Here is a 20746-nt window from a genome sequence, read left to right on the forward strand (position 1 = left end):
GAAGGGGAGGTGACCTGATCGACGTCGATCAAAGCTGGGTTTGCTTAAAACTCTTCCCAGTTTTTGGTTTTGAGGGCTGTATTGCCGGAGAAAGACGAGCTCACCCGGTTTATCAACTGGCGGGCAGGCGACCGGTTTTGATCGGGCTGCCGGTCTGCTGCGGACGAAAAGGCAGATTCGGTTTTGGCGTCGGTCTCGAATTTTCCGACCAGAACAAACAAGGCTTCCGCTTCTCGTGCAAGCGCATGGCTTGCGGCGGTGGATTCTTCCACCATTGCGGCATTCTGCTGGGTGCCCTGGTCCATCTGGGACACAGCCTGGTTGATTTCCTTGATGCCGGTCGTCTGCTCGCGCGATGCTTCGACGATAGACAGCACGTTGACGCTGATTTCCTTGACCTGTTCGACGATCTTGCCGAGCGATTCTCCTGTCTGTGCGACAAGACCAACGCCGCTCTTGACGTGATCGCCTGATTTGGCAATCAGCGCCTTGATGTCTTTTGCGGCACTTGCCGAACGCTGGGCCAGTTCGCGAACTTCCTGGGCAACGACGGCGAAGCCCTTGCCGGCCTCACCGGCTCTTGCCGCTTCCACGCCCGCATTCAGGGCAAGCAGATTGGTCTGGAATGCAATCTCATCGATGACGCCGATGATGTTGGAGATTTCGTTGGACGACGTCTCGATGGCATTCATCGCATTGATGGCTTTCGTCACCACCGTGCCGGAGTGTTCGGCATTCTCACGCGTTGCGGTCACGAGGCGACCGGCTTCTTCAGCGCGGCGGCTGGTATCGGCAACAGTCGTCGTGATCTGTTCCAGCGCAGCGGCGGTCTCTTCGACGGATGCCGCCTGCTGTTCGGTGCGCTTGGCGAGATCGTCCGCCGAGGCGCGGATCTGGTTGGATCCGGCAGAGATGGCCTGCGCATTGCCGCTCACATCGATGATGGCATCCTCAAGACGTTCGATGGCGCCGTTGAAGTCCACCCGGATTTTATCGAGACGGGTCGCAAAGGTCTGGTTGATGCGGTAGTTCAGCGTGCCATTGGCCATCGCGCCCAGACCTGCAGCCAGAGTGTCAACCGCGAACTGCACTTCGGCGCCTTCTTCCGCCTCTCTTTTTTGCTGTTCGAGCCGCTCCTGTTCCGACAATGTCCGGTTTGCTTCTGCTTCCGCTTCCAGTCGTGCGCGGTCCTGCGCGTTGGTCTTGAAGACGGCGACTGACTTCACCATGTCGCCGATTTCACTGCGGTCGGGAACGACGCTCAGTTCGGCCTGCGAATTGCCATCCGCAAGCTCACGCATTGTCTTGACGATACGGGTCACGGGATTTGTAATCGACCGTGTGACAATCGTTGCCAGCACAGTCACGAGCGCGAGCACACCCAGAGATGTCAGGATGGAGATGAGCAGGCTGTTATGCTGTTGCGCTGCCGAGGCGGCGGCATAGTCTCGCAAATCGAGACCTGTCTGGTCTTCAACAGCTTTCAGCGCGTTGATGCGGTTCGTGGAAGCCTTGTACCATTGCTCGCCACTGACGCTGCTCAGCGATCCACCGAAGGGACTGTTCAACGCAATGCTACGCTGGCTTTCGACTAGTTTGCCTGCATCGCTGTTCAAGGCATCCTGTAGCGCCGTGCGCTCGCCAGCCGCCGCGTAACTGTTGAAGTCCGCAAAATAGACATTTTGCATCGCACCGAATTGTACGAACTGTTGGTAGTTCGCAGGGCTGAAAGTGCCGGAGGTGAAGGCGGCCGTTCCAATCATCCGCTCCTGTCCAGCCCGCTCCTTGCCCTGTAGAAGCGCAGAATAGGCCACGATCCGGTTGGATATCGTGCTGTCTGTGGTCATCGAACTCATGGATTCGATTATCTTGATAAGGCTGCCTATCGTGTCGGAGAAGTAAGCGGCAATATCCGGAACTCCGGCCTTGAGAGACGTTACGTCCTGGCGAATGGTTGTCAGCTTATTGAGCTTGGTTCGGGCATCAGCCGCAAGTGCTTTCAAGGCTGGGGCTGTTGTATCGCTATCGTTGGTCAGCCCCAATGCATCGAAACGTGCGATTGCGGCGTCCACGACAACTCTCTGCTTGTCGAGCAAGGACCCAAACTCACCCTGTCCCTTGGCGCCAATAAACCCGGCGGAGGCGCCGCGCTCTTTCTGAATTTCATGAATGGTGGCACCCAGGACGGGCGCCATTGATGCAATTTCAGCGACAGATTGCGCTTCTGAGGCGGCTTTCAGGCGTTCGATATTGTCCAGCAAAGCCATTCCAACCAAGGCGATGGTTGGAATGGCTGCAACGAGAATTATACGTGTCCGAATTTTTAGATTTCCGAATGTGCTCAATTTGGCCTCTGTTTGGGGGAAAGCGCATCAAGCGGTTCGAATGCCTATGCGTGTAAAGAAGAAGTTGTGTTGGCAACCTAAAAAAAAACCATTGAGAATTGGTTATTTTTGCCCATAAAATAGTCGTTAATGCCTAAATACTAGGCAGAGTTGTGATTCCACGGCATCGTATTTTCGCATTAACGTTAGGTGAGTAAGCCTTTAGCGACCGCCTGATGGCTGACATGAAAACTCCCCTTTGCCTCATTTTTCATCAGGTATTCTGCTGCTTGAAAAAGTGGCTTGACGGCTCCCGCATTTAGGTTTTCATTGAACCAATTCGCAATTGGTACGAACCATTGGATCAGAAAACCGACCTCAAGGCACCTGAGAATTCCAACTACGCGCTTGAGAGATTGCGGGAGTTGTTGCGTGTCACCACGCTGTCGTCAGATGGGAAGTTGCCGACCGAGCGGCTGTTATCTGAGCGTTTTGGCGTTGGAAGGCGGGAAATACGGCGTGCATTAGAAGTTCTGGAAGCAGAAGGGCTGATTTGGCGTAAGCAGGGGGCGGGCACATTTCTCGGTCAGAAACCGGATAGCTGGAGCGATCACGCAGCCAGTCTGGTCTCCGGAACCAATTTCATGGAAATCATGGAGGTTCGCCTGCGGCTGGAGCCACAGCTGGCGCAACTGGCGGCCATGCGCGCCAAGGATGGCGATATAGACCGCATGCGCGAACTCCGCGACAAGATTTACGAGCGCACCGATGCGGACTGGCGCGAGCTGTGGGATGGTTCTTTGCACCGGCTGATCGCGCAGACGGCTGGCAATCAGCTATTCCTTTCGCTTTTCGATGTCATCAACCGTGTTCGCCAGGACCCGGTCTGGCAGTCGGTGCGCGAGCGTGCCCGAAAGCAGGACAAGACGCTGAAGGAATCCCGCGACCAGCACACCGATATCATCGAGGCCATCGCTTCGCGAGATCCGGCGCGCGCGGGTGAAGCCATGCGCAACCATCTTCTGACGCTTCAAGAGCGATTGATCCGCCAAACATCGATGGCCTCGCAAGATGGCGCGGTCACCGTTCAGGAGACCGATCCACACTGACGTTTGACAGAACCAAGATCAGAGACCGGAAAACCGGCCGATTTCATATAACCATCAAGGGAACAGAGACAATGAAACCACTTGCTAGACTTTCCGGACTGCTTCTCCTCGGCACCCTGCTGGCAACGCCAGCGCTGTCTGCCGATTTGCGGATCGGGTTGATGGACGATGCCGATGTGCTCGACCCCGCCCAGTCACGGACTTTCGTCGGCCGCATCGTTTACACCAGCCTGTGCGACAAGCTGGTCGATCTCGACAACAATCTCGCCGTCATTCCGCAGCTGGCCACCAAATGGGCATGGGGCGACAATGGCGGTACGTTGACGATGGATTTGCGCGAAGGCGTGGTCTTTCATGACGGCACACCGTTCAATGCCGAAGCGGTCGTCTACAACATCGACCGCAACATGACGATGCCGGAATCGCGCCGCAAGAGCGAGCTTGCCTCCGTCGCCAAGGTCGAGGCGACCGGGCTATATCAGGTCAAATTTACGCTGAAAAGCCCGGATGCCAGCCTGCTCGCACAGCTTTCTGACCGCGCCGGCATGATGATTTCGCCGACAGCCGGGAAAGAACTGGGCGCGAAATTCAGCACCAAACCGGTCTGCTCCGGTGCCTTCAAATTCGTCGAGCGCGTCCAGCAGGACCGCATCGTTCTGGAGAAGTTTGCAGACTATTGGAACAAGGACAATATCTTCATCGACAAGGTCACGTTCCTGCCAATTCCGGATACGACCGTGCGTCTGGCCAACCTGCAATCGGGCGATCTCGATCTTGCCGAGCGCATTTCTGCCTCTGACGTGGCGTCGGTCAAGGCGGATGCCAAACTTAACTACGGCGAGATCGTCGGACCCGGTTACATGGCGATGTATGTCAACATCGGCAATGGCGCCAAGGCCGACAATCCGTTCGGCAAGGACAAGCGTCTGCGCCAGGCTTTCTCCCTGTCGATCGATCGCGAAGCCATCAATCAGGTGGTGTTCGAAGGCACCGCCATGGCCGGCAACCAGCCATGGCCACCAACGAGCCCTTGGTACAACAAGGACATTCCCGTTCCTGCGCGCGACGTGGAAAAGGCAAAGGCCCTGATGAAGGAAGCCGGTTTCGACAAGTACGAAATCGAACTCCAGCATGCCAACAACACGACGCAGACCCAGATGATGCAGGTCATCCAGTCCATGGCTGCGGAAGCCGGTTTCGATGTGAAGCTGAAGTCCACCGAATTTGCAACGCTGCTGTCCGAGCAGACCGCGGGCAATTACGTCCTGTCGCGTTCCGACTGGTCCGGCCGTTCCGACCCGGATGGCAACATCCACCAGTTCGTCACCTGCAAGGGCGGCATCAACGACACCAAATATTGCAACCCGGACGTCGACAAGCTGCTGAACGAGGCGCGTGCGTCTACCGACAATGCCGTGCGCAAGACCAAATACGATGCCGCCACCAAAATCCTGGATGAGGATTTGCCGCTGATCTATCTCGGCCATCAGGCCTATCTCTACGCCTACTCCAAAAAGATCACCGGCTTTACTCCATCCGGCGACGGCATGATCCGCCTGACAGGTGTCAAGAAAGCCGACTAAACCAGCCTCGAGCAACTTGCGGGACGCAGCCATTGGCGTGCGTCCCGCACCTCCGGTCCAAAGCCTTGCCCGTATAAGGATTTGCTTTCATGCATATCTACATCGCCAAGCGGCTGCTGGTAGCGATACCGACACTGCTGATCATATCCGTTTTCGTTTTTTCGCTACAAAAGCTTTTGCCGGGCGATCCCATTCTCGCCATGGCGGGAGAAGAACGTGACCCCGCCGTGATCGAACTGCTGCGCGAAAAATACCGGATGAACGACCCGATCGTGTACCAGTATTTCTACTGGATCGGATCTGTGGTTCAGGGCGATTTCGGCGTGTCGCTACGCACCAACCAGCCGGTTCTGGAGCTGGTGGCTGAAAAACTGCCGGTCACGATCCAACTGGCGATCATGTCGATGATCTTCGCATTTGCCATCGGAGTGCCCATGGGCATTCTGGCTGCGGTCAAGCAAAATACCTGGATCGATTACGTCGCCAATATCGTCGCATTGTCGGGCCTGTCGATCCCGAATTTCTGGCTCGGCATCATGCTCATCCTGCTCGTTTCCGTCCAACTCGGTTGGCTTCCGGCCTCCGGCTACGAGTCCATCTTCATCGATCCAGTCAGGTCGTTGCAGACCATGATCATGCCGTCCTTCGTGCTGGGAACGGGGCTGGCAGCAACGCTGATGCGCCACACGCGCTCATCCATGCTGTCGGTGATGAAGTCCGATTACATCCGCACGGCACGCGCCAAGGGTTTGTCCACCCGCGAAGTCGTGCTCAGCCACTCCTTCCGCAATGCGCTTCTGCCGGTTATCACGCTGACGGCACTGCTGTTCGGCGAACTGCTGGCCGGCGCCGTGCTGACCGAGCAAATCTTCACCATTCCCGGTTTCGGCAAGCTGATCGTCGATGCGGTGTTCAACCGTGATTATGCGGTGGTGCAGGGTGTCGTGCTGTGCACGGCTGTCGGCTTCATCTTCATGAACCTGCTGGCCGATGTCGTCACCGTTCTTCTCAATCCACGCATGAGGGCAGCCATATGAGTGTGTCCGCACAGGCTATTCCCGCCGAAAAGCCAAAGGTGCGCCAAAGCCGGGCGTGGAAGAAGATGAAACGTAATCGCAGTGCGATTGCCGGTCTCGTCATCATCGCCTTTTTCACTTTGCTGGCAATCGCTGCACCCTTGCTGCCGCTGGCCGATCCGATCGCCACGAGCTGGGGCGCCATCCGCAAGGCACCGTCGGCAGCGCACTGGCTCGGCACCGACGATATCGGCCGCGACAATTTATCGAGAATGATCTGGGGCGCGCAGGCCTCTTTGATGGCCGGCGTCGTCTCTGTGGCAATCTCCGTCTTGTTGGGTGTCCCGTTCGGGCTTATCTCCGGCTATTTCGGTGGCTGGGTCGATCAGGTGATTTCGCGCATCACCGAAGCGTTTCTGGCGATGCCGTTCCTCATCATGGCCATTGCGCTCGCCGCCTTTCTGGGGCCGAGCCTCACCAACGCGATGATTGCCATCGGTCTCTCCGCCATGCCCATTTTCGTGCGGCTGACGCGCTCGCAGGTCATGGCCGTCAAGACCGAAGATTATATCGAGGGCGCACGCTCCATCGGCCTTGGCCATGGCGATATCATGCTGCGTTACATTCTGCCGAACATCATCCCTCCCATCATCGTGCAGGCAACATTGACGGTCGCAACCGCCATCATTGCCGAGGCCAGCCTCTCGTTCCTGGGACTGGGCCAGCAGGCACCGGCGCCTAGCTGGGGTTCGATGCTGAACGTCGCAAAGAACTTCCTCACACAGGCACCATGGCTGGCGATGTGGCCCGGTGCAGCCATCTTCCTTGTCGTGATCGGCTTCAATCTGCTCGGCGACGGGCTACGCGATGCGCTCGACCCACGCGAAAACTGAGAATTCCAGAAGGATACAACAATGACCAGTTTCACCACTCGCCCGGAAATTCTCGGTACCTTCGGCGTCGTCACTTCCACTCACTGGATTGCCTCTGCCGTGGGCATGAGCATCCTTGAAAAGGGTGGCAACGCCTTCGATGCCGCCGTTGCCACTGGCTTCGTGTTGCAGGTTCTGGAGCCGCATCTGAATGGACCGGGCGGCGATATGCCAGCCATCATCTATTCGAAGAAAAAGGACAAGGTCGAGGTCATCTGTGCGCAGGGCACGGCTCCTGCGGCTGCCACCATCGAGCACTATACCGCCGAAGGCATAGACCTCATTCCCGGCGATGGCCTGTTATCAACCGTCATTCCCGGTGCCTTCGATGGCTGGATGCTGATGCTGCGCGATTACGGCACCATGACCGTGCGCGAGGTTCTGGAACCTTCGATCTATTACCTTGAAAATGGTCACCCGATGCTGCCGCGTGTGTCTGCAACCATCAAGGATCTGGCCGATTTCTTCCAGAAGGAATGGCCGACATCCTATGAGACGTGGCTTCCGGGCGGCGTTGCACCCGAGCCGCTGTCGAGCTTCAAGAATCCTGTTCTCGCCGAAACATGGAAACGCATCATTGCCGAATCCGAGGCGAAGACTGGCCGCGAGGCAGGCATCGATGCCGCCCGTGACGCTTTCTATCGCGGCTTCGTGGCCGAGGCGATCGACGATTATCTCAAGACGGCAGAGGTTATGGATGCCAGCGGCACCCGTCACAAGGGCGTGCTGACCGCCGAGGATATGGCCAATTGGACGGCCACGATCGAAGAACCCACCACCTATGATTACCACGGCTGGACGATTGCCAAGACCGGCTCTTGGGGGCAGGGGCCGGTTCTGTTGCAATCGCTAGCACTATTGAAGGGCATCGATATCGCTTCGATGGACCCGGCAGGCGTCGATTTCGTCCACACGGTCGTGGAAGCCATGAAGCTGTCCTATGCAGACCGTGAAGTCTATTATGGCGACCCGGAATTTTCTCAAATCCCGATCCAGACGCTGCTTTCGGATGGCTATAATGACGAGCGCCGCAAGCTGATCACCGACAAGGCCTCGATGGATTTGCGCCCCGGTCGCATTCCCGGCTTCGATGCGCAGCATGATCTCACCATGACCATGCTCAATTCCATGGCTGGCATCGGTGCCGTCTATGAACCCACCATGTCGCACCTTACCGAAAAACGCGGCGATACCGTGCATATCGATGTCATCGACCGTGACGGGAACATGGTGTCGGTCACGCCATCGGGTGGCTGGCTGCAATCCTCGCCGATCGTTCCGGGCCTCGGTTTTTGCCTCAATTCCCGCGCGCAGATGTTCTGGATGCAGCCGGGTCTACCCACATCTCTCGCACCCGGCAAGCGCCCGCGCACGACGCTGACGCCATCGCTCGGCCTTTTCGAGGGCAAGCCGACGCTCGCCTTCGGCACGCCGGGCGGTGACCAGCAGGACCAGTGGCAACTGGCCTTTTTTCTGCGCTATGCGCATTTCGGCATGAACTTGCAGGAAGCCATCGACCTGCCGCTGTTCCACACCACGCATTTCCCCGGCTCCTTTTATCCACGCACACGCCAGCCCGGCAATGTCATGATCGAAAGCAGCATTGGCGAGCAGGCGCTGTCCGATCTCAAGTCCCGTGGACATGACATTACCGCAGCCGATCCTTGGACCGTGGGTCGCCTGACCGCCGCACGGCGGGATGCCGATGGTCTTTTGAGGGCCGCCGCTACGCCACGTCTCATGCAAGCCTACGCAGTGGGAAGATAATCGTCATGACCGAAGCCGCAAAAGCAGCACCGCGCGAAACCGTTCTTACGGTTCAAAACCTCACCACTTCTTTTCTGGTGGATGGAGAGTGGAAGAGTGTCGTGCGAGACCTCTCCTTCGAGGTTAGGGCTGGGGAAACGGTTGCCATTGTTGGGGAAAGTGGGTCCGGTAAAAGCGTCACCTCCTTGTCGGTGATGCGCCTGCTGGAAGCGCGCTCCAGCCGCATCGAAGGCAAGGTGCTGCTCGGGGGGCGGGATATTCTCGCCATTTCCGAGAACGACATGCGCAGCGTGCGCGGCAACGACATGGCGATGATCTTTCAGGAGCCGATGACATCGCTCAACCCCGTCTTCACCATCGGACGGCAGATTTCCGAAGTTCTGACGCGTCACAAGGGCATGACCAAGGCGCAGGCGCGCGCTGAAACCATCAGGCTTCTGGAGAAGGTGCGCATTCCCAACGCCGAAAGTCGTTTCGATGAATATCCGCACCAGTTTTCCGGCGGCATGCGTCAGCGCGTCATGATCGCCATGGCACTGGCGTCGAAACCGAAGCTCCTGATTGCCGATGAGCCGACAACCGCACTCGACGTCACGATCCAGGGCCAAATCCTCGATCTCATCAAGCAGTTGCAGGAAGAAGAGGGCATGGCCGTTCTCTTCATTACGCATGATATGGGCGTCGTCGCCGAAATTGCCGATCGCACCATCGTCATGTTCCGGGGCGATCAGGTGGAAACCGGCGAGACAGCCGACATCTTCCATCACGGACAGCACCCCTATACCCGCGCTCTGCTTGCCGCTGTTCCCAAGCTTGGTTCCATGCAGGGGCATGACTGGCCTTTGCGCTTCCCGCGGGTCGATATGGCGAGCGGCGTCATTTCTGATTCGAAGGAAGTGTCCGATACCGTGGAGGGTGGCCTGACGCCGGTTCTGTCGGTCAAGAATCTCGTGACGCGTTTCGATATCCGCTCCGGCCTGTTCGGACGCACCACCGGTGCCGTTCACGCCGTCGAAAACATTTCGTTTGATCTGTTTCAGGGGGAGACCCTGTCGCTTGTCGGCGAGTCCGGCTGTGGCAAGTCGACCACCGGGCGCTCGATTGCGCGTCTGGTGGAACCACGCAGTGGAAACGTGACGCTGGATGGTTTCGATGTTTTGAGGCTTGATCAGGTGGCGCTGCGCAACATGCGCCGCAGTGTGCAGATGATCTTCCAGGACCCGTTTTCCAGCCTCAATCCGCGCATGACGGTGGGCTATGCGGTGGCCGAACCGATGATCAAACACAAGATCGCATCATCATCGCAAGCCAAGCAGATGGCGGCTGATCTATTGGAACGGGTCGGGCTGTCGCCGTCGATGATGGATCGCTATCCGCATGAGTTTTCCGGTGGTCAGCGCCAGCGCATCGCCATTGCGCGCGCACTGGCGCTTAACCCGAAGGTCATCATCGCAGATGAAAGCGTGTCGGCCCTGGATGTTTCGATCAAGGCGCAGGTGTGCAATCTGCTGCTCGATCTACAGGAACAGTTCAAGATCGCCTTCCTGTTCATCAGCCACGACATGGCCGTGGTGGAACGCGTCAGCCACAGGGTCGCGGTCATGTATCTGGGTGAAATCGTCGAAATCGGCCCACGCGCATCGATTTTTGCCAATCCGCAGCACCCCTATACCAAGAAGCTGATGGCTGCCGTGCCGGTGCCCGATCCGGCCCGGCGAGGCCTTCGCCGCAACGCGCCGATCGATGAACTGAAAAGCCCCATTCGTCCGACGGGCTACGTTTCGCCGGAAAGAACCTATCGATCCGTTTCGCCAGGACACCAGGTGCTGGTCTGAAGAGATTATGGCGAGATCAGCCGGTCTGGCTTCGTTTTCGCGTGACGCGCGCACTGCCCTGCGGTTCCAGAGGCTTGATATCGTTGCTGTGCACGATGCGGTTTCTGCCGGATGCCTTGGCAAGGTACAGCGCTTTATCGCACGCCTTGAACAGTGCCTCGAACGTTGTGTGGTCTTCCCGATCGGCAACGCCGCCGGAGATGGTGATGCGATAGCCTTTGCCGCCTGCAGAGAACGGTTTGGCGGCAATCAGTTCCGCGCATCGCTGCGCCAGAGCAAGGCGCTCTGTCCGGCTCAGCGCAGAGATCAGAACCGCAAACTCTTCTCCACCGATCCGGGCAACGGCTCCGCCGTGTGAGAAGATGTCCGAAAGCTGGTTGGCCACCGAGATAATGGCTTGGTCACCGATATCATGGCCGTATCGATCATTGATGGACTTGAATTTATCGATGTCGAACAGGATGAGGGACGAATTGGACGGCGCACGAGTGGCCTCTTCCAGAAACGCTCTTCTATTCAGCAAGCCGGATAGCATGTCGGTCTTGCTCAAGTGCTCGAATGCCGCCCGCGAAATTGTGAGATGATGGATGGCAAGGCCGACAATATAGACGATGGAAAACGTCAGGCTTGATGCCACGAGCGTGGAGATGATGACGCCAACGGTCGCTGCCGGAACGACGTCATAGGGCAACAACCCCAACGCATCCAACGTGTAATGCGCGATAACGTTGAGAATATCCGCCACCAGCGTCACATAGATCGCGACGGTCAGCGCAAACGACAGGACATCGCGACGCGTTTCGAAACGGTTTGTGCAACACGCTTCCTTCACGTAACGATCGATAAATGCGAGCATAGCCCGTGGCTCCATAGGTGCGTATGAATACGCTACGCGCATAAGAGACTATAAATGGATTGAAGAGTCATGAATGGGGTGCTGCAAACAGCTTTTGAGCATGTTGGCCTCTTTCGAAAAGCGAAACTGGTGATGCCGAATTGACCGGACACGATATCTCGCAGCGACCAGATGCAGCCCGTCTTGCGACCACGGATCGCCTCGATATCTATGTCGATGGCTCCTATGATGTCGCGTCGAAAAGGGGCGGCTGGGCATTCGTGGTGCTTGATGGCGATCACACTGTTGCAAGCCAGTCGGGCAGTTTTGACGCCGATACGAACAATGCGCTGGAAGTTGTGGCAACACTGAACGCCGCACAGTGGGTGCATGAAAACGCGCGCTCGTGTCCGGTCACGATCTGGTCGGATTCGATGCATGTCGTCGAGGGTTGCAACCATTGGCGGCCCATCTGGCGCAACAATGGCTGGAGGCGTTACAGTCCCAATCCGCGCACCCGAAACCGTCGTATCGCCGACTGGCAATTGTGGGCGGCTTTGCATCGATACCTCTGCGAAAACCCGTTGCTTGATGTTGCCTGGTGCAAGGGACATCAGGGAAACATCGGCAACGAACTGGCAGACAGGCTGGCCGGCGCGGCGTATTGCTCGGCTCTCCTACCGTGAAAGCCGAGATGTCACCGCGCAGGCCTTCCTCTTATGAAACGCTGACCGGCTTGGAGCGCAACCTGCTTGCGGTTGCCGGGTCGGCCCGTCGGCAAAGCTGAGGCGGCAGGCCCTTCATGATGAGCTCCGCGTCCGCGACCGCCATCGATCCCAATTGGTAGAACGCATCACGTGTTCCGCCGCTGCGATGGGCCGACAGCAGCAAGCCGGGGATTGAGCGTACCGGATCGTCAGCCGCCACTGGTTCTTCCGGAAATACGTCTGTGGCGGCGCGGATATGGCCCGACTTCACCGCATCGAGCATGGCTGGGAAGTCAACGACAGCGGCGCGGCTCATCAGCAGAAATGCGGAGCCCGGCTGCATCAGGTCGAATTGCTGTTTGCCGATGAAGCCCTGATTTTCACTGGTAACGCTGGCAAACACATAGACCACCCGGCACCGGGAAAAGACATCGTCCAGATTGCTCGGGACGCAGTCCAGCCGTTCGATGATCTCTTTCGGCAGCCAGGGGTCGTAGACATGGACCTCGTTTTTAAACGGGCGCGTCAGTTCGCGCAGTTCTTTGCCGAGGTCTCCAAAGCCGATGATGCCGATGGGTGCGCCTGCATATCGGAAGGTATCCGTGTTTCCGGCAAGACCATACTCCTCGACACCATCGCGAAACTGCCGGTCGGCAATGGTGATGCCGCGTGCTAGATCAAGCGCCATGCCAAGGGACGCTTCCGCCACCGGTGACGAAAAGGCGGATGCCGGCGTGATGACCCAGATGCCGCGTTCCACACAGGCCTGATAGTCGATGTTCGGCATGAAGTTGGATTCGACATTGATGATGGCCTTGAGTTTCGGTGCGCGGTCGAGGCGTTCCTTCGGCATGTCAGTCTGGCCGAAAATCAGCACCGTATCGGCAAGCAATGCATCCACCTGTTCGTTCGGCATTTGCCGATCTTCCGAAACGATCACCTCTCCCAGCCTCTCCAGCCGTGCGCGGACATCCGGCTCCATGATGAGATCGAGTGTGCGCGGCAATGGATCGACCAGCACGATATTTCGTTCAGACATAATACCTCCCTCTAGGTCTTGGATTGGTTGCCGTCAGGCTTTGAATGTTGCCACCCGGTAAAGATAAAAGGCGATCATCAGGACAAGAACGCCGGTTGCAACCGGGTTGATATAATCTTTCACCACCCCATAGGCCTGCCCGAGGCCAAAGCCTGCGAAGGCAAGCGCGGCGGTCCAGATGACGCTGCCGATGGCAGAGTATAGGAGGAACCATGCGAATGGCATTCTGGCGATGCCAGCAGGCACCGAAATCAGCGTGCGTACCGTCGGCACCAGCCTGCCGAGAAGCACCGATAGCCTGCCGTGTTTGCGAAAATGATGACCGGCGTTCTCGACGTCAGATGGAGACATGGTGAGCCAGCGCCCGTAACGGGCAGCGATGGCCATCAGCTTTTTCTCACCCAGAAGGCGCCCGAGGAAATACCAGGGGATGACACCCGCAACAGACCCCAGCGACCCCGCTGCAATAACGGAAAAGATCGAGGTGTTGCCCTGGCTTGCCAGATACCCTGCCAGCGGCATGATGAGTTCCGAGGGAATGGGTGGAAAGATGTTTTCGAGAAACATCAGCAAGGCTATGCCGAACACACCCAGCTGCTCCATCGTCGCGTGAACAAAACTTTCCAAGGGCCCCCGACCATCATTTGCGGCCAAGCCCGGCGCTGGCATGCCTTTTCGTGTTCGGCTGTAAGCCGAGCGACATATTGAATGGGCAAATTAGACAAAGATAAGGGCAGACGACACAGGTTTTGAGAAAATTTGCGCTATTGCCGGGTTGCGTTCTGGCCTATACCGCACAGCAGCAAACGCATGGGGCTTGGAATGACATCTGTACTTGTCGAAGGCGAAACGTGCTGGAAGATTGCCGATGCGGATCGCGTGACCGTCATCGTCGATGCCGCCGCCTTTTTTCAGCATGCCCGCAGCGCCATGCTGAAGGCGGAGCGGTCGATCTTCATGATCGGCTGGGATTTCGACAGCCGCATCGACCTCGTCCCAGGCCAAGCCGAAGACGAAGCGCCGGAGAAACTCGGCAGCTTCCTGAACTGGCTGGCAAAACGCCGTGATGATCTCGACGTGCGCATTCTCAAATGGGACATCGGCCTCATCAACTCGATCACGCGAGGCGAGACGCCGTTTTACATTCTCCGCTGGTTGTTTTCCAAGCGCGTGCAGTTGAAACTCGATAGCGCCCATCCGCCTCTGTCGGCCCACCACATGAAACTCCTCGTCATCGATGATCGCATCGCGTTCTGCGGCGGCATCGATATGACAGTGGGGCGTTGGGATACGCGCGAGCATCTGGAAAACGACAAACGCCGCCGCTCCCCGCTGGGTTTTTCGCAAGGCCCATGGCACGACGTGACGAGCTGTATCTCGGGCGATGCGGCCGCGGCACTCGGGCAACTTGCCAGAACCCGGTGGGAACTGGCGACGGAAGAGAAGCTGGATGCAGTGACCGTATCATCCGATCCATGGCCCGACGCGCTGGATGTCGATTTTCGCGATATCTCGGTCGCCATCGCGCGAACACTGCCGGAGTTCGACAAACAACAGCAGATATCGGAGATCGAGGCCGCCAAACTCGCCATCATCGCCTCGACGAAGACGTGCCTCTACATCGAAAGCCAATATTTCGCGTCGCGAAAAATCGCTGAAGCCATCGCCGCCAGACTGCAGGAAGCCGACGGCCCCGAGATTATCCTCATCAACCCGGAAGGTGCAGAAGGCTGGCTGGAAGCAAAGGCTATGGATTCCGCACGCATACGCCTGATGAAACTCGTCCGCGACGCAGACCATCACAACCGTTTCCGGCTGATGTATCCCGTCAATGACAAGAGAACGCCGATCTACGTCCACGCCAAGGTGATGATTTCGGATAACAGATTGATCAAGATCGGCTCAGCCAATCTCAACAATCGTTCCATGGGCTACGATACCGAGTGCGACATCATCATCGAAGCCCGCCCGGATCAGGATATCTTGGCCGCAAAAATCATCGAACACCGTGACGGACTGATCGCCGAACATCTGGGATGTGATCCAAAGGATCTGCATCGCCAGATCGAGAAGCACGGTTCGGTCATCCGCGCGATTGATGTGTTGAACCAGGAAAAGGGTCGTGGGCTGGTCGATGTGCCCATGCGAGATTTGACAGCAGACGAAGAACTCTTTGCCGAATCCGACATAGCCGATCCCGAACGGCCAAGTAGCGTGAAGGAACGCGTCACGCGGCGCTTCAAACGTCGTCGCGCCGGCTGAATGGAGCGGAGTTAACCGTCCATTCCCGCCGCGCAAAGATCAGGCCGCAGCCAGCGCTTTTTCGATATCCTGTATCGAGTGTCCAGTCAGGTCCTTGTCGAGCTCACCCAACAGCACGTCCGACAGAGACTTGTGATAACCCTTGCGCATTTCGCCTAGCGTGCGCGGTGCAGCGATGATCACAAGTCCTTTGATCTTGCCGTCCAGAACCTGCTTGTTCAGCATCTGCGCCACGCCCGCGCTAAAGCCGTCCTCATCCTGCTGGCTATCATCAGGATTGGCAGAACTGCTGGAATGACGAGCGCCCGATGATATCTTGGTATCATCGACACCAGCGTTCTGCATCGCCGTCAGCTTCACATTCTGCGCATCGCCATCATTCTTGAAAAGGCTCAACTTCTCACCATCCGCAACAGCAACGACCGTGTTCTGTGGAATATCCATAGTCTTCTCCCATGTTTTTGTATCGGGCTTTACGGCCCGCATAGGAGAACCGATCGAGGGGTGATCTGTTCCGTGTTGCCATTTGGTTTGATCACGATCGTGCGAATACGAGCACGACACCGCAGTGCAACCAAGGCGAATAATATTTATGATATCATCAAAATGAGCGCTGTTGACACAATGATTGATTGCATTATGTTCGGATTTTTACACTTGACTGATATTTCCGATCACCGGGGTTCCCCATGACCGACCAGCTTTCGTCCTCCGATTTCATCCAGGCCAGCCGTGTTTTGAAGGTCAAGTCGCCACTGGGTGAAGACCAGTTGCTGCCCGAGCGCATGGAGATCAGTGAAGGCGTATCCCAGCTTTTCGAGATACAGCTGAATGTCCGTGCCAAGAAGGAAGCGGTGAAGCCGGAAGAGCTGATCGGTCGTCTGGTCGATGTCTCGGTCGAGGTGCAGCAGGGCGATGGCCAGGATGGCAGTGGTGTCCGCCGTCCCTTCAACGGGCTTGTGACAGACCTGCATGAGGGGCCACCCATCACCCGTGGCCTGCGCTCCTACGCCATGACCATCCGTCCACAGATGTGGCTGCTGTCGCGACGTTCCGACTGCCGCATATGGCAAAACAAGACCTCTATCGATATCGTCGAAACGCTCTTTTCCGAACACGGCATTCCGGCACCAGATACGTCCGGCGTTATTAAACCTCCGCCTGCACAAGAATACAGCGTCCAGTTCAATGAACTGGACCTCGATTACCTGTTGCGTCGCTTTCAGGAAGACGGTCTTTTTTACTGGTTCAGCCATGAGGACGGGTCTCACAAGCTGCATGTGGCCGATACTGCCAATGGATGGCTTGGACCATCACCTTCAGCACAGGGTGAAAGCAGAGTGAGACTTGCACAGGGATCGTCGGATCGCAACCACATCAATGACTGGGCCCGCCGCTTTTCCTATGTGCCAGGCCAGCGCGCGGGGGCCGACTGGAATTTCGAGACACCTTCGATGGTGCCGGGCACGATGACACCATCGCTGGTGCAGATGCCGGACGCCACCAAGCGCGAACTCTACGAATACCCGGCCCGCATCAAGACGGTAGAAGAGGCAGAGCGTGCCCAGAAGCTGCGGGCACAATCGATAGAAGCCGATCATGACCGCGTCTTCGGCGGATCGACCTCCCGCATTCTGGAAGCCGGCCGTCGCTTTACGCCTTACGAGGAAGCGCATCCAGAGCATGAATATGAAGAACACGTCATCATCCGGGCCAGCCACACCATCGTGGATCGCTCCTACGAAACCAACAGCAACGAGCCGGAATACCGCAACGCCTTCGAGGCCATCCCTGCACGCGTACCGCTGACGCCGCATCGCACCACCAAGCGCCCGAAGATCGAGGGCACGCAAGTCGCCATCGTTGCAGGCCCCGAGGGCGAGGAAATCCACCCGGATCAATATGGCCGCATCAAGCTCTGGTTCCCGTGGGACCGCAAGGCGAAGAAGGATGGGACAGATACCTGCTGGGTGCGCGTGGCGCAAAACTGGGCTGGCTCCACGTGGGGCGGCCAGATCATACCGCGCATCGGCATGGAGGTGATGGTGGCCTTCGTGGACGGTGATCCGGATCGCCCGCTTGTGACGGGTGTCGTGCCGAATGCAAGGCAGAAGGTGCCGTATGAGCTACCTGCGAACAAGACGAGAAGTGTGTTCCGTACACAGACCCACAAGGGGCAAGGTTTTAACGAGCTGAGATTTGAAGACGAGATGGGGCGCGAAGAAATATTTGTTCACGCTCAACGTGACCTCAACTCCGTGATAGAGCATGATGAAACACGTCTGATCAAACAAGATCGCCTTAGTCGCGTCGGGGGAAATGAGGAACTACGCATCGACGGGATGCAGAGCACGGATATCGTCGGCGCATATAATATCACAGTTGGCGGGAGCTTTATTCAGTCAGTCGGACTTTTGGCGGCAATTCCCTCAGTTGCGCAGTTATTCTTTAAAGCGGATCAAACTGCAGCGCTGATGAAGCTCAGCTCGAACTACGCCACTCGGGTACCGATGCCTATGACGGGTAACTACACGTTGAACGTAAGGGGGGACATCCAAATATTCTCAGGGGAATCTTATCGCTTGTTTTCAGGCTCGGATGTCAGTCTGCAAGCCGATGGCTCTGCCGATCTGATGGCTGTTGGCCTGTTACATCTCAGTTCCGGCCTTTCCATGAGCATTGCATCTGGGACAAGCATCAAAACAACTGCAGAAAAGGAAATCACAATCGAATCTGGAGAAAAGATCACGCTCAAATGCGGGACTTCCACAATCACGCTTGCTGATGGACACATAGAGATAAAGGGCCAAACAATTTCGCTTCTAACAGGAAATGGGGGCGCGCAACCCAAAGGCGAGGAGAAGGCGTGATGGTAGGTCCCGAAGTTGAAGGCGAAGTGATCCCGATTCCGACTCCTAGACCACAGTTTGATGAACCTCTATCCAATCGAGTCAATAATCCTCCAATCCCGCTTTCTCGTCCAGTTGACGAGATTGAACCCGATTCAGGCCAAGATATCATTGAACCTCCTAATATAGAGAGGAACAAGGCACGTCACCTTACGCAGGGCGAAGTCGCCATGGCTCGGAAATACTTTAAAGATTCTGTAAATTACGACGCTGTCACCCTAAAGCGTGGAAACTTTATTATAGGTCAAGATCAGAATACAGCGATGACACCAAACGGGAATATGTATTTTCCCGGAGGTATCTATAAAAATGACTTCTCGACTACTGCATTAGGTAATAGGTCATTTTTTATCCACGAAATGGTTCATGTGTGGCAACATCAGAACCGTGTCACAGGAGATATTCGTTGGCTTGGGATACTGTCTATGGGGGAATATGGAAAACCGGGCCCCTACACCAAAACGCCTGGGAAATTTCTTTATGACTACAGATATGATCCATTCAGCACAGATGGTGCGTTAGACCTGACAGATTTCGGGTTTGAGCAACAGGCTGCGATCATTGAAGATTATTATCTGATCATCAATGGCGCATCGCCTAGGAATGCCGCTTCTAATTATACGAAAGATTACTACGATTCAATGACATACGGCCTTCTTAGAAATTTTCTGAGAAATCCCAGCTACGCAAAAGGCAAGGGCCAAGATCGCCGGCGTCGTCCATAGGAGGAGGAGCTAATTATGATAGCTCGCATTTTGATAGTTTTAGGTCTCTTAACATCAATTATGGGTTCAGTGCAGGCGCAGGACAAAAAGAACCGCTTTGACGAATGCTCGTTGAACACTTTGCCATGCCAGTCTCGTGTCATTGTGGGTGGAAATAGCGCTAACTGTATTTCAGTCTACAGCCCCTCTCTTAAGAGCATGTACGTGACCGGGATAACTGTAGCTCGGATTACTTTTGGAATTTCATCGACAATACAATCTTCCTTTTACGGAGGCAAACTCAATGGTGCAGCCCTCGTCAGCAAGGATAAGCCACTGTGCTTATGCCGCTCCTATGGCGGCTTTAAAAACGAAGAAATTTGCCGTCCGAATTCATTGCCAGCAGGAAAGTATGGGGTTTATCTGAACATTCGACCGCTTGAAGATTTAAACGGAAATCGCAATTTCGATGAGACGCTTGGCGTATCTGAGTTTCGTGTAGATGCGTCTGGACGCATCACAAATTTACCTTTGTAGATGATCGCAAAATCCGAGGCTTATCAAAGCGACGCGTGCTTAGAAAGAAAGAACATGATCGTGCCCGTGGTGTGCATAGGAGACCGAACCTCACATGGAGGCGAGGTCATAGAAGGTTTCCCTCATGCCGATGTTAATGGACGGATCCCCGCTGGGGTGGGCCATCAGGTTAGTTGCCCGAAGTGTGGCGGGACCTATCCAATCGTTGGACCAGGACCGGGGCCAACCCTTAACAACATTGAAATTGCCGCAGATGGAATGTCTACGGCCTGCGGTGCGAAACTGATAGCGAAGGAAACTGACGTCAAACTTGGCTGAAAGAGGAGCTGGCTTGGCACCTTGCAGTCATTTCTATCATCTTGGCTAGGATCAAGACACCCAATAACTAGGAAAATATTCATATTTTGATTTACAACGAGAGATTTTTCCTTTATAGTGTTTGAAGTCGCGTTCTCGTGCTGGCAGCACCAGATGAAGAATGTGGCGGGTTTTGTTTTGATGGGTACTCAGTCGTCTGAGCAGAACTCGATAAATGAAATGCTCGCCGTGCAGGCGGAATAACCCGTTGGTGACCCTATGGGCAGAACGGGCTTTCTTATTGCGCATCGATGTATTTCGCGCATGGCTGAGTTTGGAATGCGGATATTGGCAGAGAAGTAGGAAGACGAGAAAGATTAGATTTCAGCCTGGTGTGCGGGCCCGGATGCTGGCTGGAAATGCGGTGTGATAGTTGGGGCGCTGAGAGGTGCCACACATATACAGTTACGAGGTAGCTTTCAGCGCCCCGTTGAATGGCTTGTTTAGCGTATGGTTGGACGAGCAACGAATGGTGATAACGCGAACTCGATGAGTTGCGTAAGGGAATGGGTGTGTCTTGTCGAAGGAAAGAGGTGAGATCGAGGGATAGAATACAAAGATATAAAATCGCTAAATCCATAATACTGCATATATATAAATATATATTTGCAGATCGAGCTTGCGTGTTAATATATAAATTACCTGCAATCAAGCGTGCGGATGGGTCTGGATAAGCGCGCGTATTTTTGGACAGAAACCAGCGGAAAAGCTCGGAATCGACTATAAATGAGGGGATTTGACTATGTGTGCACGGAAAATGGAGGGGAAGCAGGTGGTTTTTGGGTTCTTAACCGAGGCGGATCGAGATTACAGTAACAGTATCATGATAC

Annotated in this window: 17 protein-coding genes; 12 read left to right on the forward strand and 5 right to left on the reverse strand. The window is 55.9% G+C overall.

Features of this window, described 5'->3' with window-relative positions; translation table 11 throughout:
• Positions 1–44 precede the first annotated feature (44 nt).
• Positions 45–2345 carry a methyl-accepting chemotaxis protein gene (locus tag RRU01S_RS26690; RefSeq protein WP_276325037.1) on the reverse strand — a complete coding sequence of 767 codons (2301 nt, stop codon included), beginning with the start codon at positions 2343–2345 and terminating at the stop codon, positions 45–47.
• A 338-nt stretch (positions 2346–2683) separates the two neighbouring features.
• Here RRU01S_RS26690 and RRU01S_RS07590 point away from each other — a divergent pair, with 338 nt between their 5' ends.
• The 6 genes from RRU01S_RS07590 (at position 2684) to RRU01S_RS07615 (ending at position 10566) form a co-directional block, all read left to right on the forward strand.
• A complete protein-coding gene (locus RRU01S_RS07590; protein ID WP_045229579.1) occupies positions 2684–3433 on the forward strand; it encodes a FadR/GntR family transcriptional regulator in 750 nt (249 codons plus the stop codon).
• 71 nt (positions 3434–3504) lie between these two features.
• Positions 3505–5016: an ABC transporter substrate-binding protein gene (locus tag RRU01S_RS07595; protein WP_045229580.1), complete on the forward strand. Its 1512-nt coding sequence runs from the start codon at positions 3505–3507 to the stop codon at positions 5014–5016.
• 89 nt (positions 5017–5105) lie between these two features.
• The gene (locus RRU01S_RS07600) at positions 5106–6053 is read left to right on the forward strand and encodes an ABC transporter permease (RefSeq protein ID WP_045229581.1); all 948 of its coding nucleotides are present in this window, start codon (positions 5106–5108) and stop codon (positions 6051–6053) included.
• Positions 6050–6925, forward strand: coding sequence for an ABC transporter permease (locus RRU01S_RS07605; RefSeq protein WP_045229582.1), 876 nt, complete (start codon positions 6050–6052; stop codon positions 6923–6925). The genes RRU01S_RS07600 and RRU01S_RS07605 overlap by 4 nt, the downstream gene beginning before the upstream one ends.
• A 21-nt stretch (positions 6926–6946) precedes the next feature.
• A complete protein-coding gene (locus RRU01S_RS07610; RefSeq protein WP_045229583.1) occupies positions 6947–8731 on the forward strand; it encodes a gamma-glutamyltransferase family protein in 1785 nt (594 codons plus the stop codon).
• 5 nt (positions 8732–8736) lie between these two features.
• Positions 8737–10566, forward strand: coding sequence for an ABC transporter ATP-binding protein (locus tag RRU01S_RS07615; RefSeq protein WP_045229584.1), 1830 nt, complete (start codon positions 8737–8739; stop codon positions 10564–10566).
• A 16-nt stretch (positions 10567–10582) separates the two neighbouring features.
• Here the strand turns inward: RRU01S_RS07615 and RRU01S_RS07620 are convergent, their stop codons facing one another.
• Entirely contained in the window at positions 10583–11422 is an 840-nt protein-coding gene (locus RRU01S_RS07620; protein ID WP_045229585.1) for a GGDEF domain-containing protein, read from the reverse strand.
• Between the two features lie 140 nt (positions 11423–11562).
• Between RRU01S_RS07620 and RRU01S_RS07625 the strand changes: the two genes are divergently transcribed.
• Positions 11563–12087 carry a ribonuclease H family protein gene (locus RRU01S_RS07625; RefSeq protein ID WP_234936095.1) on the forward strand — a complete coding sequence of 175 codons (525 nt, stop codon included), beginning with the start codon at positions 11563–11565 and terminating at the stop codon, positions 12085–12087.
• Positions 12088–12118: 31 nt separating this feature from the next.
• On the opposite strand, the gene RRU01S_RS07630 is transcribed toward RRU01S_RS07625, so the two are convergent.
• Together RRU01S_RS07630 and RRU01S_RS07635 are read right to left on the reverse strand one after the other, a co-directional pair.
• Entirely contained in the window at positions 12119–13147 is a 1029-nt protein-coding gene (locus tag RRU01S_RS07630; RefSeq protein WP_045229586.1) for a hydroxyacid dehydrogenase, read from the reverse strand.
• 33 nt (positions 13148–13180) lie between these two features.
• Positions 13181–13774, reverse strand: coding sequence for a DedA family protein (locus RRU01S_RS07635; RefSeq protein ID WP_108722584.1), 594 nt, complete (start codon positions 13772–13774; stop codon positions 13181–13183).
• 195 nt (positions 13775–13969) lie between these two features.
• Here RRU01S_RS07635 and RRU01S_RS07640 point away from each other — a divergent pair, with 195 nt between their 5' ends.
• Positions 13970–15409 carry a phospholipase D-like domain-containing protein gene (locus RRU01S_RS07640; protein WP_045229588.1) on the forward strand — a complete coding sequence of 480 codons (1440 nt, stop codon included), beginning with the start codon at positions 13970–13972 and terminating at the stop codon, positions 15407–15409.
• A 39-nt stretch (positions 15410–15448) separates the two neighbouring features.
• Here the strand turns inward: RRU01S_RS07640 and RRU01S_RS07645 are convergent, their stop codons facing one another.
• Positions 15449–15853, reverse strand: coding sequence for a host attachment family protein (locus RRU01S_RS07645; RefSeq protein WP_045229589.1), 405 nt, complete (start codon positions 15851–15853; stop codon positions 15449–15451).
• Positions 15854–16098: 245 nt separating this feature from the next.
• On the opposite strand from RRU01S_RS07645, the gene tssI reads away from it, so the two are divergent.
• The 4 genes from tssI to RRU01S_RS26735 are packed head-to-tail and all read left to right on the forward strand — an operon-like array spanning position 16099 to position 19877.
• Positions 16099–18279 (forward strand): type VI secretion system tip protein TssI/VgrG, encoded by a 2181-nt coding sequence (gene tssI / locus RRU01S_RS07650; protein WP_045229590.1) that lies wholly within the window; start codon positions 16099–16101, stop codon positions 18277–18279.
• Positions 18279–19043, forward strand: a complete 765-nt coding sequence (locus RRU01S_RS25000; protein WP_052816009.1) for a hypothetical protein — start codon at positions 18279–18281, stop codon at positions 19041–19043. The genes tssI and RRU01S_RS25000 overlap by 1 nt, the downstream gene beginning before the upstream one ends.
• Before the next feature lie 15 nt (positions 19044–19058).
• On the forward strand, positions 19059–19559 hold the full coding sequence (locus tag RRU01S_RS26055) for a hypothetical protein (RefSeq protein WP_131367773.1): 501 nt from the start codon (positions 19059–19061) through the stop codon (positions 19557–19559).
• 54 nt (positions 19560–19613) lie between these two features.
• The gene (locus RRU01S_RS26735) at positions 19614–19877 is read left to right on the forward strand and encodes a PAAR domain-containing protein (protein ID WP_045229694.1); all 264 of its coding nucleotides are present in this window, start codon (positions 19614–19616) and stop codon (positions 19875–19877) included.
• The last annotated feature ends 869 nt before the right edge of the window (positions 19878–20746 follow it).

Origin of the sequence: Agrobacterium rubi TR3 = NBRC 13261 (genome assembly GCF_000739935.1) — a bacterium.
GTDB lineage: Bacteria > Pseudomonadota > Alphaproteobacteria > Rhizobiales > Rhizobiaceae > Agrobacterium > Agrobacterium rubi.